This is a genomic window from Rhizobium sp. SVR5-2C (assembly GCF_056755115.1).
In genome coordinates this window covers 1-16,974 of the sequence record NZ_JBNDHT010000145.1, presented here as the reverse complement: position 1 = coordinate 16,974, position 16,974 = coordinate 1, and the positions used below count along the sequence as shown (strand labels likewise).

The window sequence follows — 16,974 nt, the reverse complement described above, 5'->3', positions numbered from 1 at the left end:
GAAATAGACCGCAAAGCCCTGTAGAAAAATCTGCAGCATTCTTATGTCCCGAGGTGCGGCTGCGAACATCGCAACAGATACGCTTATAGAGCGGAATAACGGAGAGCTCAAACGGTCTTCCGGTTCTTCTGTTCCGACGGACCAGCTAGACCTGTTCCAGCTCGATCAGGGTACCAAAGAAATCCTTCGGGTGCAGGAAGAGGACCGGCTTGCCATGGGCACCGGTCTTCGGTTCGCCGCTGCCCAGCACCCTCGCCCCGGCATTCACAAGGTGGTCGCGCGCCGCAAGAATATCCGCGACCTCGTAGCAGATGTGGTGCATGCCGCCGGATGGACTCTTTTCCAGGAAGGCGGCGACGGGCGAATTTTCACCGAGCGGCTCCAGCAGCTCTACTTTCGTGTTCGGCAACTCCACGAAGACGACGGTAACGCCATGCTCAGGCAGCGGCTGCGGCGCGGAAACCTTCGCACCGAGCGTATCGCGATAGCTTGCCGTTGCTGCAGCAAGATCGGGAACGACGATGGCGATGTGGTTCACGCGGCCCAGCATCGGATCATACCTTGGTAATGAACGCCGTCACGACCGGCTTCTTGCCCCAGATCTGGTTCGCCGCGGCGCGGACCGCCCGGCGCACTGCCTCCTGCAGCATATTAAGGTCCTTGCGGCGGGCGCGCGGAATGCTTTCTATTGCGCCGACGACGGCGTCAAAGAGTGCGTCTTCCATGTCGTCGCCCTCGTCGTCAAAGACCGGAAGCCCGACCGCAACCAGGTCAGGGTCGCCGATGATGTCAAAGCGGCTGTCGATCACGACGTTGACGGCGACATGGCCGACATAGGAAAGCTTCTTGCGCTCGCCAATGCCCATTTCGTCGAAATCGCCGATAAGCAAGCCGTCCTTGTAAATCCGCCCGTGCGGCGCCTCGTCGATGACTTCGGCCGGACCAGGCGCCAGGCGCAGCACGTCACCGTTACGCACGCGCGGCACCATGCCGATACCGGATTGCTCCGCCAGCTCCTTGTGCGCGGTCAGGTGCGTTGCCTCGCCGTGCACCGGCACGACGATCTTCGGCCGCGTCAGCTCGTACATCTTCTGCAGCTCATTGCGGCGAGGATGACCGGAGACGTGAACCAAGGCCTCGCTGTCGGTGATGACGTGCACGCCCTGCTCGATGAGACCATTCTTGATGTCCTGAATCGCCTTCTCGTTTCCCGGTATGGCGCGCGACGAGAAGACAACGATATCGCCGGCGGAGAATGCGACGTTGCGCATCTCGTCACGCGAAAGCTTGGCGAGTGCGGCACGCGGCTCGCCCTGGCTGCCGGTCAGGATAACCACGACCTTGTCACGCGGAATATAGCCATACTCGTCTTCCGCGATGAACGGCTTGATACCTTCCATCAGCCCGATATCGCGCGAGACGTCGACGACGCGCTTCAGCGAACTTCCAAGCAGCAGGACTTCACGGCCAGCAGCCTCAGCGGCCTCGGCAATGGTGCGGATGCGGCCGACGTTGGAGGAGAAGGTGGTAACCGCCACCCGGCCTTCGGCATCCTCGATGATCTTGGCAAGGCTTTCCGAAACGTCTTTCTCGGACGGCGACACACCGTCACGCAGCGCATTGGTGGAATCGCACATCAGAGCCAACACGCCTTCATCGCCGAGTTGGCGGAAGCGGGTCTCGTTGGTGAGCGGCCCAAGCGAAGGCTCGTGGTCGATCTTCCAGTCGCCGGTATGAATGACGTTCCCCAGAGGCGTGCGGATCATCAGCGACATCGGCTCGGGGATCGAGTGGTTGACAGCGACGCCCTCGATGCTGAACGGACCGACATTGATGGTATCGCCGGCCTTGAAGATTGTGACCGGCACCTCGCCGATTGCGTCCTTCTCGAAATTGCGCTTGGCTTCCAGCAGCCCTGCTGTGAACGGCGAACCGTAGACGGGAACATTCAGGCCCGGCCAAAGGTCGGCCAGCGCGCCATAGTGATCCTCATGCGCATGTGTGATGATGATCGCCTTGAGGTTCTTACGCTCCTTGGCGAGATAACCGATATCCGGCAGCACCAGATCGACGCCCGGCAGGTCCGGGCCGGGAAAGGTGACGCCGCAGTCAACCATGATCCACTGGCGGTTATCCGCCCGGCCATAACCGTACAGCGCGAGATTCATTCCAATTTCGCCGACGCCGCCCAGAGGCAGAAATACCAGTTCGTCCTGTTTTGCCATAAGCTCAGCTATCCAAAAAACACATCTCCGGCGGCAATCTGCATCATCTTGCCCGCGCCGGTTTTAAGCATCAACAAGCCATTATCATCAATTCCGACGAATTGCCCGGAAATCGAACGGTCCGGCAGATTGACCGTGATCTTCTCCCCGATGCCGCAAGCGACATCGCGCCAGCGGGCGGCAATCTCGCGAATGCCGCGCCCCTCGCTCCAGATGTCGAGCACCTCTGCCATCGAGCGGAAGAGATGGGCAAAGAGCTCTTCCGGAGAGGCAGCACTTCCATGCTCACGCAGACAGGTGACCGGATAGAGCGGACTGTCCGGCATGACCGAGACATTGACGCCGATCCCGATGACCAAAGCCTGACGGCCATCGTCCAGCCGTTCGCCTTCCACGAGAATTCCACAGGTCTTCTTGCGGCAGATCAGAATGTCGTTCGGCCACTTCACCTCAAGCGGTGCGCTGCCCGGCGGCAGAACCATCCGGATCGCCTGATGCACGGCAACCGCGATCGCCAGCGGAAGCGACGCCAGGCGCTCCACCGGCGCCGGCTCGATCAAAAGAAGAGAAGCGTAGAGATTTCCCCGTTCCGACGCCCAGGCGCGGCCACGGCGACCGCGTCCGCTCGTCTGCCTTTCGGCGGTCACCCAGAGGAACCCGGGGTCGCCAGCCCGGGCTCGGGCAAGGCATTCGCTATTCGTGGATGACGTTTCAGACAGCGCCTCGTGCCGGAAATCGCCGAGCGATATCCGGCGCCGTGTGGGAGACGCCATCAAAAGAGAGTCGCCGCCGCAAGCTCGGTCGCAACACCGATCGGCCCGGCAAAAAAGATATACGCCAGAACGAATGCTCCAGAAAGGCCGAAGACCAAGCGAAGCGCGCCGGGCACGCGGCCGAACTCATCCGTCGCTTCATCGAACCACATCAGCTTGATGATACGCAGATAGTAGTAGGCGCCGACGACCGATGACAGAAGGCCGATGAGGGCGAGCGCGTAAAGCTTGGCCTCGACGGCGGCCACGAAGACGAAGTACTTCGCGAAGAAGCCTGCAAGCGGCGGAATGCCCGCGAGCGAGAACATCAGGATCGTCAGGATCGTCGCCATGAAGGGGTTCGTGCTCGAAAGGCCGGCGAGTTCATCAACGGCTTCAACGACTGTGCCGTCCTTGCGGCGCATCGACATGATAATCGCGAAGCTGCCGAGGGACATGACGAGATAGATGAGCATGTAAAGCATCACGCCGGCTACGCCGTCGGGGTTGCCGGCGGCGAGCCCGACCAGTGCAAAGCCCATGTGACCGATCGAGGAATAGGCCATCAGGCGCTTGATGTTCCTCTGGCCGATCGCGGCAAAGGACCCGAGCACCATCGACGCGATCGAGACGAACACCACCACCTGCTGCCAGTCGGCGATGATCGGCTGGAAGGCAGTGATGACGATGCGCGTCATCATCGCCATCGCAGCAACCTTCGGCGCGCTTGCAAGGAAGGCAGTGACCGGCGTCGGGGCGCCTTCGTAGACGTCCGGGGTCCACATGTGGAAAGGAACGGCCGAAAGCTTGAAGGCGATGCCTGCGAGGATGAAGACCAGCCCGAAGATCAGGCCGAGCGACCGCGCGCCTTCGACGGAAAGCGCCTGAGCGATGGCGACGAACTGCGTGTGGCCTGTGAAGCCATAAACCAGCGACATTCCGTAGAGCAGCAAGCCTGAAGAAAGCGCACCAAGAACGAAGTACTTGAGGCCAGCTTCCGAGGACTTCAGGTTCTCGCGGTTGATTGCCGCGATGACGTAGATTGACAGCGACTGCAACTCGAGGCCGAGATAAAGGGCGATCAGGTCGTTTGCCGAGATCATCAGCAGGACGCCTAGCGTGGCGAGCACGACCAGGACCGGAAACTCGAACTTGTCGAGCTGATTTTCCCTTGCGTGGCCAATCGACATGAAAAGCGCCGCGAAGGAGCCGATAAGCGCCGTCACCTTCATGAAGCGGGAGAAGCCGTCCGCCCGGTAGACACCGCCATAAGCAACGCCTTCGGCCGGCACGAAGATCAGCCAGAGCGCCGACGCGGCAAACAGGATCATCGCGAGCACGCTCACCACGCGCCCGGACCGCTCGCCCGCGAATACGCCGATCATGAGCAGGACAAGGGCGCCGACCGCCAGGATGAGTTCCGGCGCGGAAAGATGCAGGCTGGCAAAGAGTGTTTCAGCAGTCATTTCCAAAGTCCCGTCATCATTTCACAAGCAGTGCGGTGCTCGGCAGGGCGTCGACTGCCGCGCGGTAATTGTTGATTAGCAGATCCACTGAAGCAGCCGACGCATCAAAGACCGGAGCAGGATAGATACCGAAGAAGATGATCACCGCCATCAAGGGATAAACGATGAACTTCTCGCGGAAGGAGATATCCAGCAGCTCCTTGATCGATTGCCTTTCGAGCGCACCAAAGATGATGCGACGATAAAGCCAGAGCATATAGGCAGCCGACAGGATCACACCTGAGGCCGCGAAAATTGCGACCCAGGTGTTGACGCGGAATATGCCGATCACCGTCAGAAACTCGCCGACGAAACCGGATGTTCCCGGCAAGCCGACATTGGCCATGGTGAATACCATCAGAGCGGTGGCATACCGCGGCATCGTGCTGACCACGCCGCCATAGTGCGAGATGTCGCGGGTATGGGTGCGTTCATAGATGACGCCGACGCAGAGGAAGAGCGCGCCCGAGATGATGCCGTGCGACAGCATCTGGAAGATCGCACCATGAATGCCTTCCTGGTTCACGGCGAAGATACCCATCGTCACGTAGCCCATATGCGCCACCGACGAATAAGCGATCATCTTTTTGATGTCGGTCTGCATCAGCGACACCAGCGATGCGTAGATGATGGCGGTTATCGACAGACCGAAGATGAGCGGCGCGAAGTACTCCGACGCATGCGGGAACATCGGCAGGGAGAACCGCAGGAAGCCATAGCCGCCGAACTTCAGGAGCAACGCTGCAAGGTCGACGGAGCCAGCCGTAGGAGCCTCGACGTGCGCGTCCGGCAACCAGGTGTGGAAGGGCCACATCGGTACCTTGACGGCAAAGGACGCGAAGAACGCAAGCCAGAGCCACGTCTGCATTTCCGGGGAGAAATGATGGCCGAGGAGTGCCGGGATCGACGTCGAGCCAACCTCGATATAGCACGCAATGATGGCGATCAGCATGAAGATGGAGCCAAGCAGCGTGTAGAGGAAGAACTTGAACGTCGCGTAGATGCGCCGAGGTCCGCCCCACACACCGATGATCAGGAACATCGGGATAAGGCTGGCTTCGAAGAACACGTAGAAGAGGACAATGTCCATGGAGGCGAAAACGCCGATGATCAGCGTTTCCAAGACCAGGAAGGCGATCATGTAATCCCGGGGGCGCAGCGTAATCGCATTCCAGCTCGTCAACACGCCGAAAGGCATCAGGAAAGTCGCGAGGACGACGAACAGAACTGAAATTCCGTCGACGCCGACGTGGTAGGAGATCCCGTTCGCCATCCAGGCGTATTGCTCCACCATCTGGTAGCTGGGGCTGTTACCATCGAAGCCGAACCAGACGACCAGAGAGAGAAGGAAGGTGACAATGGTCGTCACGAGCGAAATGATCATGACGTTCTGGCGACCGTGTGGGCCGTCGTCGCGCATGAACAACAGCAGTAACACACCGACCATCGGCAAGAAGATGACCGTTGAAATGATAGGCCAATCGGTCATCAGATAGAACTCCCGAGCATCATCCAGGTAACGAGCGCCGCAATGCCGATCAGCATGGCGAAGGCATAGTGATAAAGGTAACCGGTCTGCAGACGGACCACGCGATTGGTGACGTCGAGGACACGGGCGGCAACGCCGTTCGGTCCGTAGGTATCGATGACGCCGATGTCACCCTTCTGCCAAAGGAAGCGGCCGAGGCCCTTTGCGGTACGGACGAAGAGAAAATCGTAAAGCTCGTCGAAGTACCACTTGTTGAGCAGGAACCGGTAGAGCACCCGGTGCTGGTGCGCGAGCGTGCGCGGCGTCGACGGCGACTTGATGTACATATACCAGGCCGTGACGAAGCCGATGAGCATCGCGATGAAGGGGCTGAGGCCTACCCAAACCGGAACGTGGTGGAATTCTTCCAGTAGTTCGTTCTCGGCGCTGGTGAAGAGCGCGCCCTTCCAGAACTCGGCATACTCCTCGCCGTAGAAGCGGCCTTCGAACAGGACGCCGGCGAAGACTGCACCGATCGCCAGAATGTAGAGCGGCACGAGCATGACCTGCGGAGATTCGTGAACGTGGTGCATCACCTCATGGGAGGCGCGCGGCCGGCCGAAGAAGGTGAGGAAGATAAGGCGCCAGGAATAGAAGCTCGTGAACAGAGCCGCGATCACCAGCAGCGTAAAGGCGAAGCCTGCTGCCGGAGAGTGCGAGGCAAACGCAGCCTCGATGATCACGTCCTTGGAGAAGAAGCCGGCGAAACCGATCGGCGTGAAGGGAATGCCGACGCCGGTCAGCGCCAGCGTGCCGATCGTCATCATCGCGAACGTCATCGGAATGTGCCCGCGAAGGCCGCCCATGTGGCGCATGTCCTGCTCGCCATCGACGGCATGGATCACGGAGCCGGCGCCGAGGAACAGCAGCGCCTTGAAGAAGGCGTGCGTAAAGAGGTGGAAGATCGCCGCGCCATATGCCCCGACGCCGAGCGCCACGAACATATAGCCGAGCTGCGAGCAGGTCGAGTAGGCGATGACGCGCTTGATGTCGTTCTGCACGAGGCCGACGGTTGCCGCGAAGAAGGCAGTGATCGCGCCGACGACCGTAATGACGGTCAGAGCGTCCGGCGAAAGTTCAAAGAGCGGCGACATGCGGGCGACAAGGAAGACACCTGCAGTCACCATGGTTGCGGCATGGATGAGTGCTGAAACCGGCGTCGGGCCTTCCATGGCATCCGGCAGCCAGGTATGCAGCGGGACCTGCGCGGATTTACCCATGGCGCCCATGAAGAGCAGGAGGCAGGCCGCTGTCAGCGCATGCGACTTGTCGAGGTGCATACCGAGGAAATTGAGAACGATCTGACCGCCCTCACCTCCGCTTTCCGCAGGGGCGAAGCTCGAGGCGTTGCCGAAGATCGTATCAAGGCCGATCGAACCGAAAAGGTAGAACACAGCGGCAATGCCGAGAAGGAAACCGAAATCGCCAATGCGGTTGACGATGAAAGCCTTCATCGCGGCTGCGTTCGCCGACGGCTTCTTGTACCAGAAACCGATCAGCAGATAGGACGCAAGGCCAACGCCCTCCCAGCCGAAGAACAGCTGCAGCAGGTTGTCGGAGGTCACCAGCATCAGCATGGCGAAGGTAAAGAACGAGAGATAGGCGAAGAAGCGCGGGCGATGCGGATCATGATGCATGTATCCGATCGAGTAGATGTGTACGAGCGACGAGACCGTGTTGACGACGATCAGCATGACGGAGGTGAGCGTATCGATGCGCAGCGACCAGGAAGAATCGATGCCACCGGACTGGATCCAGCGCAGCACCTCGACCTTGATCGGCCCACCCTCGAGATGACCCAAGCCGACCGTGAAGAAGACGTACCAGGAAAGAATGGCGGCGATGACCAGCAGACCGGATGTGACGTATTCCGACGCCTTTGCACCGATCGCACGGCCGAAAAAGCCGGCGATGATCGCGCCGATCAAGGGAAGAAAGACAATAGCCTTATAGAGGAACATGAGCCACTCAGCCCTTCATCATATTGACGTCTTCGACCGCGATCGAGCCGCGGTTACGGTAGAAGACAACGAGAATTGCAAGACCGATCGCCGCTTCGGCCGCGGCAACCGTCAGAATGAATAGTGCGAAGACCTGGCCGACGATGTCGTTGAGGAACGACGAGAAGGCGACCATGTTGATGTTGACCGAGAGCAGGATGAGTTCGACCGACATCAGGATGATGATGACGTTCTTCCGGTTGAGGAAGATGCCGAAGATGCCGATCGTGAAGAGGATGGCGCTGACCGTCAGGTAATGGGAAAGACCGATGACCATGTTCTTTGTTCCTTGTCCCTGCCTCAGACGCCCTGCCCCGGCTTGACCGTGACCACCTCGACGGCGGTCTCGGGCGTGCGGGCAACCTGTCTGGAAATATTCTGCCGGCGGATGTTGGTGCGGTGCTTGAGCGTCAGCACGATCGCGCCGATCATGGCGACGAGAAGGACCAGACCGGCGATCTGGAAGTAGAAGATGTAGTTCGTATAGAGCACATCGCCGAGCGCGGCGGTATTGGTGCGCTCGGTAATGGCCGGGATCGGCATGCCGACGTTCTTTGCGACGTTGGGCGAGATCACGCTGCCGCCGGCGACGATGATCAGTTCGGCCGCAAGGATCAGGCCGATCAGCGCGCCGACCGGCGCATATTCGAGGACGCCCGCGCGCAGCTCCGCGAAGTCGATGTCGAGCATCATCACCACGAAAAGGAAGAGAACCGCGACCGCGCCGACATAGACGACGAGCAGGATCATCGCCAGGAACTCAGCTCCCAAGAGCAGGAACAGGCCAGCGGCATTGAAGAAGGTCACGATGAGGAACAGAACCGAGTGAACCGGGTTCTTTGCCCAGATGACCATGAACGCCGACGCTACCGCGACAAAGGCGAAAAGATAGAAAAATAGAGCCTGCAGACCCATGTTGGTGCCTTTTTCATCTTCCCCCGGGCAGCCGGGAGTTCCCTGCCCGATGGAGCTTCGCGAGCGTCAAGCCAGCAACAGCTCCGGTGCATGTTGACCGCGGGAGGCAAGTGCCCGCCGCGCGGCATTTCAAATTCCGATCAACGGTATGGCGCATCTATCGCAATGTTGCGGGCGATTTCGCGCTCCCAGCGATCTCCATTATCGAGAAGCCGCTGCTTGTCGAAATAAAGTTCTTCGCGGGTTTCCGTGGCGAACTCGAAGTTCGGGCCTTCGACGATGGCATCGACCGGGCACGCTTCCTGGCAGAAGCCGCAATAGATGCACTTCACCATGTCGATGTCATATCGCACGGTGCGGCGCGTGCCGTCGTTGCGGCGGGGACCCGCCTCGATGGTGATCGCCTGAGCTGGACAGATCGCTTCGCAGAGCTTGCAGGCGATGCAGCGCTCCTCACCGTTCGGATAGCGGCGCAACGCATGTTCGCCGCGGAACCGCGGGCTGACCGGATTCTTCTCGAAGGGGTAATTGATCGTCGCCTTCTGACGGAAGAAATAGCGCATCGACAAGAAGAATGCGCCGACGAATTCCTTGAGGAACAGCGAGCTGACGGCGTTAGACAAGCTAGCCATCTTCAACCTCCAAATTTGCTGGAAACAACGGCGGACATCATCATGCCCATCCCGTCAGTTTCAGCACGAATGCAACGATGACGACCATGGCGAGCGACAGCGGAAGGAAGACCTTCCAGCCGAGGCGCATCAGCTGGTCGTAGCGGTAGCGCGGCACGAAAGCCTTGACCATCGCGAACATGAAGAACACCAGGCACGCCTTCAGCGTGAACCAGATGATGCCCGGTACCCAATTCAGGAACCAAACGTCAACCGGAGGCAGCCAGCCGCCGAGGAAGAGGATCGTCGTCAGCGCGCACATCAGGCAGACGGCCGCGTATTCGCCGAGCATGAACATCATGTACGGCGAAGAGCCGTATTCGACCATGAAGCCGGCAACCAACTCTGATTCTGCTTCCGGAAGGTCGAAGGGCGGACGATTGGTTTCAGCCAGAGCCGAGATGAAGAAGACGATGAACATCGGGAACAGTGACAGCCAGTGCCAGTCGAGGAACGACGGTGGCAGGCCGAGCTTGGTGCCGAGGCCGGTCTGCTGCGAAAGAACGATGTCCGTCATGTTCAGCGAACCGACGCAGAGGAGAACGGTGACGATGACGAAGCCGATCGAGACTTCGTAGGACACCATCTGCGCCGCCGAGCGAAGCGCGCCAAGGAACGGGTACTTCGAGTTCGAAGCCCAGCCGCCCATGATGATGCCGTACACTTCGAGCGACGAGATCGCGAAGATGTAGAGAATGCCGACGTTGATGTTGGCGATGACCCAGCCATCCGCCAGCGGTACGACAGCCCAGGTGGACAGCGCCAGAAGCACGGTGACGAGCGGTGCGAGCAGGAACACGACCTTGTTTGCGCCCGCCGGAATGATCGGCTCCTTGAAGACGAACTTCAGAAGGTCGGCGAAGGACTGGAAAAGGCCGAAGGGACCGACGACGTTCGGGCCGCGGCGAAGCTGCACCGCTGCCCAGATCTTGCGGTCGGCAAGCAGGACATAGGCGATGAAGATCAGAAGGCAGACCAAGAGGAGAAGCGACTGGCCGACCATGATGAGGCCCGGCCAGACATATGTCGAAAAGAATGAGTCCATGGTCCCCTGCCCTTACTCTGCCGCGACTTTGAAGTTGTTGCGGGCCAATGCGGAGCATTCGGCCATGACAGCCGAGGCACGCGCTATCGGGTTCGTCAAATAGAAGTCTTTGACGGGTGAAGCAAACCCGGATTTGTTCATCTTCCCGGCTTTTTTGGCCAGTGCGGCAATTTTGGCGCTGTCTGGTTGTGCGATCTCGTCGAGGGCCGCGAAATGCGGGAACACGGCATAGAGTTTCGAGCGCAGTTCGGCAAGCGAGTCAAAGGGAAGCTTCTTGCCGAGGACGTCGGAAAGCGCACGCAGGATCGCCCAGTCTTCGCGCGCGTCGCCGGGTGCGAAACCGGCACGGTTGCCCATCTGGACGCGGCCTTCGGTGTTGACCCAGATGCCCGACTTTTCGGTGTAGGCGGCAGCCGGCAGAATGACATCGGCATTGTGCGCGCCGTTGTCGCCATGCGAACCGATATAGACCGTGAGCTTGGCAGCCTTGCGCGAGAAATCGAGCTCGTCTGCACCGAGCAGGAAGAGCACATCCATCGAGGCGAGCATGTCAGCGGCATTGACGCCCTTGGTGCCTGGCACGAAACCGAGATCGAGGCCCCCGACGCGCGAAGCGGCCGTATGAAGCACGGCAAAACCGTTCCAGCCGTCCACAACAGCACCGACAGCGTCCGCGAGCTTTGCAGCGCTTGCGAGCACACCGGCACCGTCGCCACGCGCCAGAGCGCCCTGCCCGATGATGATCAACGGCTTCTTGGCCTCGGTCAGGACCGAGGCGAAGCCATGGTTGCCGTCAACCAGCTCCTTCAGCGTGTCCGGGCCGGAGCCGAGATATTCGTACTGATAGCGCAGGTCGGCGGCTTCGCCGATCACACCGATCGGGAAACCACCCCGGCGCCAGCGCTTGCGGATGCGGGCGTTGAGCACCGAGGCTTCGTAGCGCGGATTGGCGCCGATGATGAGAAGTGCGTCCGCTTCTTCGATGCCCTGGATCGTCGGGTTGAAGATGTAGCTTGCGCGGCCGAGCGACGGATCAAGTGCCGTTCCATCCTGGCGGCAATCGAGGTTCTCGGAGCCGAGCGACTTCACCAGCTCGGAGAGCGCGTACATTTCCTCGACGGAAGCGAGGTCACCGGCAACAGCGCCGATCTTGTCGCCGGTCGCTGCAGCGACGGCCGTCTTGATGGCGCCGAAGGCTTCTGCCCATGTCGCTGGCTGGAGACGGCCATCCTTGCGAACGTAAGGGCGATCCAGACGCTGCGTCTTCAGGCCGTCCCAGATGAAGCGGCTCTTGTCGGAGATCCACTCTTCATTGATGGCTTCGTTGACGCGCGGCAGGACGCGCATGACCTCGCGGCCGCGGGTATCGACGCGGATCGCCGAACCAAGCGCGTCCATGACGTCGATCGATTCCGTCTTGTTCAGTTCCCACGGACGGGCCGTGAAGGCGAAAGGCTTCGAGGTCAGCGCACCAACCGGGCAAAGGTCGACGATGTTGCCCTGCAGCTCGGAGGTCATCGCCTGCTCGAGATAGGTGGTGATTTCGGCGTCTTCGCCGCGGCCGATCAGACCGAGTTCCGAGATACCGGCAACTTCCGTCGTGAAGCGGACGCAACGCGTGCAGTGAATGCAGCGGTTCATGACCGTCTTGACGAGCGGGCCGATGTACTTGTCTTCGACGGCGCGCTTGTCTTCCTGATAGCGGGACGTATCGATGCCGAAAGCCATCGCCTGGTCCTGCAGGTCGCATTCGCCGCCCTGGTCGCAGATCGGGCAGTCGAGCGGATGGTTGATCAGCAGGAATTCCATCACGCCTTCGCGGGCCTTCTTGACCATCGGCGTGTTGGTGAAGACTTCGGGCAATTCGCCGTTCGGGCCGCCGCGGATGTCGCGCACGCCCATGGCGCAGGATGCCTGCGGCTTCGGCGGGCCGCCCTTCACTTCGACAAGACACATGCGGCAATTACCGGCGACCGACAGCCGCTCGTGGAAGCAGAAGCGCGGAACTTCAGCACCAGCCTCTTCGCATGCCTGCAGCAGCGAAAAATGATCCGGGACTTCGATCTCGTTGCCGTCAATCTTCAGTTTTGCCATCGTCACTCAGTCCTGTTTCCTGTTCGCCGGATGGCGGCAAACAAACCCATTCTGCAACATTTGCCGCTGCCAGGCAGGATTTTGTCCCCGCAGGCACCGGTGTCGCCCAAATTCTCTATCCGGCTTCGGCAACCGAAACCGGGTCCGCGGCTGCTTTGCGGCAGCCGCAAAAGATCAAGTCCGCTTGCGGCCCTTCGCAACAAGCGCCTTCGCCTGACCCGTCCAATCATCACGGGCGATGCGGCCGTCGAAACCGAGTTCGGCGTCGATCTTGGCGATATCCGCATCCGTCCAGGCCGCGATCTCGGCAAAGGTCCGAATGCCCCTTGCGTTCAACACCTGCTCCAGCTTCGGCCCGATGCCGGCAATCCGCTTCAGGTCGTCGGCTTTCCTTGCTCGTACCGTCGGCTTCTTTGGCGCCGCAGGTTGCCTCGGCGCCGATGCCTTCTGTTCCGCTACCGGGACAATCGCAAGCTTGGCCGTCTTCACCGCTGCCGGCCGGATATGTTCCGGCTTGATCCGCACTTCCGGCTTGGGTTCTTCCGGCGGCGTGTCGTCGAGCGCTTCCGCCAATCTGTGCGTAGCCTCGAACGCACCCTGCATCGCGCCCAGGAATGCACCCGCCATCTGCGTCGAGAAGCCGAAACCGATCGCGGTCGCGGCCGCCATCGCGGCGACGGGCGGCGCCATCAGCGGATGCACCGGCAAAGTACGCTCCAGCATCTCGACAGCAAGCCGGCCGAAGTCGGCCGAGAGATCGGTCGCGCCTTCCTTCCATGCACTGTGAGATGCCTTCATCTTTCTACTCCGCAGCTTCGAGGACCGCGCCGTGATCCAGTGCGCTCGCCGTGTACTGGTCGATACGCGCCTCGATTTCCGGGCGGAAATTACGGATCAGACCTTGCACCGGCCATGCGGCGGCGTCGCCGAGCGCGCAGATGGTGTGGCCTTCGATCTGCTTCGTTACCTGGAAGAGCATGTCGATCTCGCGCTTGTGGGCATTGCCCTTGGCCATGCGCTCCATCACGCGCCACATCCAGCCGGTGCCTTCGCGGCACGGCGTGCACTGGCCGCAGCTCTCGTGCTTGAAGAAAGCCGAGATGCGGGCGATCGCCTTGATGACGTCGGTGGACTTGTCCATGACGATCGCGGCGGCCGTACCGAAGGACGAACCGACTGCACGCAGACCGTCGAAATCCATCGGGCAGTCGATGATGTCCTTGGCAGGAACGATCGGGCACGATGCGCCACCGGGAATGACGGCAAGCAGGTTGTCCCAGCCGCCGCGGATGCCGCCGCCATGACGATCGACGAGCTCGCGGAAGGTGATGCCCATCTCTTCTTCGACGGTGCACGGCTTGTTGACGTGGCCGGAGAGCATGAAGAGCTTGGTGCCGACATTGTTCGGACGGCCGATCGAGGAGAACCAGGCTGCACCACGGCGAAGGATCGTCGGCGCGACGGCGATCGACTCGACGTTGTTGACCGTCGTCGGGCAGCCGTAGAGACCCATATTGGCCGGGAACGGCGGCTTCAGGCGCGGCTGGCCCTTCTTGCCCTCCAGGCTTTCGAGCAGCGCGGTTTCCTCGCCGCAGATATACGCGCCGGCGCCGTGGTGGACGAAGATGTCCATGTCCCAGCCGAGCTTGTTGTTCTTGCCGAGCAGACCGTAATCATAGCATTCGTCGATCGCTGCCTGCAGGGCTTCACGCTCGCGGATATATTCGCCACGGACGTAGATGTAGGCGGTATTGGCACCCATCGCGAAGCTCGCGATAACGCAGCCTTCGATCAGCGTATGCGGATCGTGACGCATGATGTCGCGGTCCTTGCAGGTCCCCGGCTCCGACTCGTCGGCATTGACGACGAGATAGTGCGGGCGGCCATCGCTTTCCTTCGGCATGAAGGACCACTTCAGACCAGTCGGAAAGCCTGCGCCACCACGGCCGCGAAGGCCGGAGGCCTTCATCTCGTTGACGATCCAGTCGCGGCCCTTTTCCAGGATCTGCTTGGTGCCGTCCCAATGGCCGCGGCTCATCGCGCCTTTCAGGGATTTGTCCTTGAGGCCGTAGATGTTGGTAAAGATGCGGTCTTTATCTTGTAACATGCTTCACCTCTTACCGCGGCTTCTTACCGAAGACCTTGATATATTCCGCTTCGCCGCCCTTGGCGAGCGCCTTGGCCTGCTTGACCCAGTCGTCGCGCTCGATGCGGCCCTTGAAATTCAAGTATCCGTCGACCCATTCGCGCTCGGCCTTCTTCCAGCCTGCGACCTGTGCGTAGGTGAAGATGCCGAGTTCGTTCAAAGTGCTTTCGATCTTCGGACCGACGCCCGAGATCAACTTGAAATCGTCCGGCGCTGCCGGTTTTTCGATGCCAGCCGGGCGGTTCTTGTCGGTCAGCGACGGCTTTGCCGCGACCGGAGCCCCCTGCCCCTTGCTGCCCGGCGTCTTCGCTTCCGAAACGCTTGCAGCCGTTCCGGAAAGCGGCTGCGTTTCCGCAGCTTTCGCGTTTTTCGCCGCGGACTTGGGCGCCGTGTGGGGCGTCTTCAGTGCTGGATTGGTTTCAGCGTCCGTGCTCTTCGGCCGGGCGGCCTCGGCGGGAGGCAGGCTTACCGCGTCTTCTGCGGGCTGCTTGGCGGAGGTCTTCGCCGTCGGCTTTGGGTCCGCCGTCAGAAGCGTCGTCGGGCCACCTGCGGGCGACGAGAAATGACGGTCGATCTGCGGGCCGGGCGTGACGCTTGCGCCAATGCCGGCATCGAAGGAATGGATGATCTCTTCCAGGCGCTCCGGCGTCAGGTCCTCGTAGGTGTCCTTGCCGATCATCACCATCGGCGCGTTGACACAGGCGCCGAGACATTCGACTTCCTCCCAGGAGAGCGTGCCCTCGGCGTTCCTCTCGAAGGGATGATCATGGATCTTGCTCTTGCAGACCTTTATCAGACCTTCGGCGCCGCGCAACATGCAGGGCGTGGTGCCGCACACCTGAACGTGCGCGCGCGTTCCGACGGGAGCAAGCTGGAACTGCGTGTAAAAGGTCGCGATCTCGAGGACGCGGATATAGGCCATGCCCAAAATGTCGGCGACCTTCTCGATCGCCGCGCGGGTCACCCAGCCCTCCTGCTCCTGCGCCCGCATCAACAGCGGAATGACTGCCGATTGCTGACGGCCCGCGGGATATTTCTTGATCGTCTTGTCCGCCCAAGCCGCGTTCTCGTCATTGAAGGCGAATGCGGCAGGCTGGAATTGATCTTCGGCTAGTCGACGAACAGACATTCTTTCTCACGCCTTGTCAGTTTAGGGTCCCACACCGGGAGGCAGCCAGAGACTGCATCTCGCAGGCATAGGCCGACTGGTCTTTCTGCATAAACACAACGAACTTGTTGCCGTTCGGAACGGCAGCCTTGATTTCATAGCCCTGGGACAACAGCACACTCATGGAGGTGTTCGCGGCCGGAGGCGGCGCTACTTCGGGCGCGCCCAGCTTCTGTCCGAAGCCCTGATTGTCCTGAGCTGACGCTCCGGATGCCAACAGGAACAAGGCTGCTGAAAGCGCGGCAAGCTGCATCAGCGGTCCACCTCGCCGAACACGATGTCGAGCGAGCCGAGGATGGCGGAGACGTCAGCCAGCATGTGGCCGCGGCAAATGAAATCCATGGCCTGAAGATGCGCGTAGCCGGGCGCCCTGATCTTGCAACGATACGGCTTGTTGGTGCCATCGGAGATAAGGTAAACGCCGAACTCGCCCTTCGGCGCCTCGACGGCGGCGTAAACTTCGCCCGCCGGGACGTGGTAGCCTTCGGTATAGAGCTTGAAGTGGTGGATCAGCGCCTCCATCGAGCGCTTCATCTCGCCGCGCTTCGGCGGCACCACCTTGCCGTCGATCGAGGAGAATGGGCCGGTCTTGGCATCGCCGAGCAGGCGGTTGACGCACTGCTTCATGATGCGGACCGATTCACGCATTTCGATCATGCGGATCAGATAGCGGTCATAACAGTCGCCGTTCTTGCCGACCGGAATATCGAACTCGAGATCGGAATAGCACTCGTAGGGCTGCGCGCGGCGCAGGTCCCATGCGGCGCCGGAGCCACGGACCATGACGCCGGAGAAGCCCAGGCGCCATGCATCGTCCAGCGAAACCACGCCGATATCGACGTTGCGCTGCTTGAAGATCCGGTTGCCGGTGAGAAGATTGTCGATGTCATCCAGCGCCTTCAAGAAGGGGTCGCACCAGTCGCCG

General features: G+C 60.7%; 16 protein-coding genes. All 16 read right to left on the bottom strand.

The features are described from left to right. Positions 1-145: 145 nt before the first annotated feature. Entirely contained in the window at positions 146-550 is a 405-nt protein-coding gene (gene mce / locus ACPYOI_RS29335) for a methylmalonyl-CoA epimerase (RefSeq protein ID WP_481417021.1), read from the bottom strand. Positions 551-554: 4 nt separating this feature from the next. Next, positions 555-2,225 carry a ribonuclease J gene (locus ACPYOI_RS29330; protein WP_481417020.1) on the bottom strand — a complete coding sequence of 557 codons (1,671 nt, stop codon included), beginning with the start codon at positions 2,223-2,225 and terminating at the stop codon, positions 555-557. 8 nt (positions 2,226-2,233) lie between these two features. Beyond that, positions 2,234-2,998 carry a biotin--[acetyl-CoA-carboxylase] ligase gene (locus tag ACPYOI_RS29325; RefSeq protein ID WP_481417019.1) on the bottom strand — a complete coding sequence of 255 codons (765 nt, stop codon included), beginning with the start codon at positions 2,996-2,998 and terminating at the stop codon, positions 2,234-2,236. Then, a complete protein-coding gene (gene nuoN / locus ACPYOI_RS29320) occupies positions 2,998-4,443 on the bottom strand; it encodes an NADH-quinone oxidoreductase subunit NuoN (RefSeq protein WP_481417018.1) in 1,446 nt (481 codons plus the stop codon). Before nuoN ends, ACPYOI_RS29325 begins: the two co-directional genes overlap by 1 nt. Before the next feature lie 16 nt (positions 4,444-4,459). After that, the gene (locus ACPYOI_RS29315) at positions 4,460-5,971 is read right to left on the bottom strand and encodes an NADH-quinone oxidoreductase subunit M (RefSeq protein WP_481417017.1); all 1,512 of its coding nucleotides are present in this window, start codon (positions 5,969-5,971) and stop codon (positions 4,460-4,462) included. Beyond that, a complete protein-coding gene (nuoL, locus tag ACPYOI_RS29310) occupies positions 5,971-7,971 on the bottom strand; it encodes an NADH-quinone oxidoreductase subunit L (RefSeq protein ID WP_481417016.1) in 2,001 nt (666 codons plus the stop codon). Before nuoL ends, ACPYOI_RS29315 begins: the two co-directional genes overlap by 1 nt. 7 nt (positions 7,972-7,978) lie before the next feature. Continuing rightward, on the bottom strand, positions 7,979-8,287 hold the full coding sequence (gene nuoK, locus ACPYOI_RS29305) for an NADH-quinone oxidoreductase subunit NuoK (RefSeq protein WP_027508541.1): 309 nt from the start codon (positions 8,285-8,287) through the stop codon (positions 7,979-7,981). A 23-nt stretch (positions 8,288-8,310) separates the two neighbouring features. Beyond that, positions 8,311-8,925: an NADH-quinone oxidoreductase subunit J gene (locus tag ACPYOI_RS29300; protein ID WP_481417015.1), complete on the bottom strand. Its 615-nt coding sequence runs from the start codon at positions 8,923-8,925 to the stop codon at positions 8,311-8,313. A gap of 140 nt (positions 8,926-9,065) precedes the next feature. Continuing rightward, positions 9,066-9,557: an NADH-quinone oxidoreductase subunit NuoI gene (gene nuoI, locus ACPYOI_RS29295; protein ID WP_481417014.1), complete on the bottom strand. Its 492-nt coding sequence runs from the start codon at positions 9,555-9,557 to the stop codon at positions 9,066-9,068. Positions 9,558-9,597: 40 nt separating this feature from the next. Further along, complete coding sequence (gene nuoH, locus ACPYOI_RS29290) at positions 9,598-10,641, bottom strand: NADH-quinone oxidoreductase subunit NuoH (protein WP_481417013.1); 1,044 nt, start codon at positions 10,639-10,641, stop codon at positions 9,598-9,600. Positions 10,642-10,653: 12 nt separating this feature from the next. Beyond that, on the bottom strand, positions 10,654-12,735 hold the full coding sequence (gene nuoG, locus ACPYOI_RS29285) for an NADH-quinone oxidoreductase subunit NuoG (protein ID WP_481417065.1): 2,082 nt from the start codon (positions 12,733-12,735) through the stop codon (positions 10,654-10,656). Between the two features lie 174 nt (positions 12,736-12,909). Continuing rightward, positions 12,910-13,533, bottom strand: a complete 624-nt coding sequence (locus ACPYOI_RS29280) for a 5' DNA nuclease (protein WP_481417012.1) — start codon at positions 13,531-13,533, stop codon at positions 12,910-12,912. A gap of 4 nt (positions 13,534-13,537) precedes the next feature. Next, positions 13,538-14,842 carry an NADH-quinone oxidoreductase subunit NuoF gene (nuoF, locus tag ACPYOI_RS29275; RefSeq protein ID WP_481417011.1) on the bottom strand — a complete coding sequence of 435 codons (1,305 nt, stop codon included), beginning with the start codon at positions 14,840-14,842 and terminating at the stop codon, positions 13,538-13,540. A 10-nt stretch (positions 14,843-14,852) separates the two neighbouring features. After that, complete coding sequence (locus ACPYOI_RS29270; protein WP_481423726.1) at positions 14,853-16,010, bottom strand: NADH-quinone oxidoreductase subunit E; 1,158 nt, start codon at positions 16,008-16,010, stop codon at positions 14,853-14,855. Positions 16,011-16,026: 16 nt separating this feature from the next. Beyond that, on the bottom strand, positions 16,027-16,302 hold the full coding sequence (locus ACPYOI_RS29265) for a hypothetical protein (protein ID WP_481423725.1): 276 nt from the start codon (positions 16,300-16,302) through the stop codon (positions 16,027-16,029). Then, positions 16,302-16,974, bottom strand: a 673-nt coding sequence (locus ACPYOI_RS29260) for an NADH-quinone oxidoreductase subunit D-related protein (protein ID WP_481423724.1), incomplete at its 5' end; no start/stop codon positions are given. The genes ACPYOI_RS29265 and ACPYOI_RS29260, both read right to left, overlap by 1 nt.

Coding starts and splice junctions, on each gene's coding strand:
- mce (WP_481417021.1), bottom strand. CDS start 550: ATGCTGGGCCGCGTGAACCACATCGCCATCGTCGTTCCCGATCTTGCT.
- ACPYOI_RS29330 (WP_481417020.1), bottom strand. CDS start 2,225: ATGGCAAAACAGGACGAACTGGTATTTCTGCCTCTGGGCGGCGTCGGC.
- ACPYOI_RS29325 (WP_481417019.1), bottom strand. CDS start 2,998: ATGGCGTCTCCCACACGGCGCCGGATATCGCTCGGCGATTTCCGGCAC.
- nuoN (WP_481417018.1), bottom strand. CDS start 4,443: ATGACTGCTGAAACACTCTTTGCCAGCCTGCATCTTTCCGCGCCGGAA.
- ACPYOI_RS29315 (WP_481417017.1), bottom strand. CDS start 5,971: ATGACCGATTGGCCTATCATTTCAACGGTCATCTTCTTGCCGATGGTC.
- nuoL (WP_481417016.1), bottom strand. CDS start 7,971: ATGTTCCTCTATAAGGCTATTGTCTTTCTTCCCTTGATCGGCGCGATC.
- nuoK (WP_027508541.1), bottom strand. CDS start 8,287: ATGGTCATCGGTCTTTCCCATTACCTGACGGTCAGCGCCATCCTCTTC.
- ACPYOI_RS29300 (WP_481417015.1), bottom strand. CDS start 8,925: ATGGGTCTGCAGGCTCTATTTTTCTATCTTTTCGCCTTTGTCGCGGTA.
- nuoI (WP_481417014.1), bottom strand. CDS start 9,557: ATGGCTAGCTTGTCTAACGCCGTCAGCTCGCTGTTCCTCAAGGAATTC.
- nuoH (WP_481417013.1), bottom strand. CDS start 10,641: ATGGACTCATTCTTTTCGACATATGTCTGGCCGGGCCTCATCATGGTC.
- nuoG (WP_481417065.1), bottom strand. CDS start 12,735: ATGGCAAAACTGAAGATTGACGGCAACGAGATCGAAGTCCCGGATCAT.
- ACPYOI_RS29280 (WP_481417012.1), bottom strand. CDS start 13,533: ATGAAGGCATCTCACAGTGCATGGAAGGAAGGCGCGACCGATCTCTCG.
- nuoF (WP_481417011.1), bottom strand. CDS start 14,842: ATGTTACAAGATAAAGACCGCATCTTTACCAACATCTACGGCCTCAAG.
- ACPYOI_RS29270 (WP_481423726.1), bottom strand. CDS start 16,010: ATGTCTGTTCGTCGACTAGCCGAAGATCAATTCCAGCCTGCCGCATTC.
- ACPYOI_RS29265 (WP_481423725.1), bottom strand. CDS start 16,302: ATGCAGCTTGCCGCGCTTTCAGCAGCCTTGTTCCTGTTGGCATCCGGA.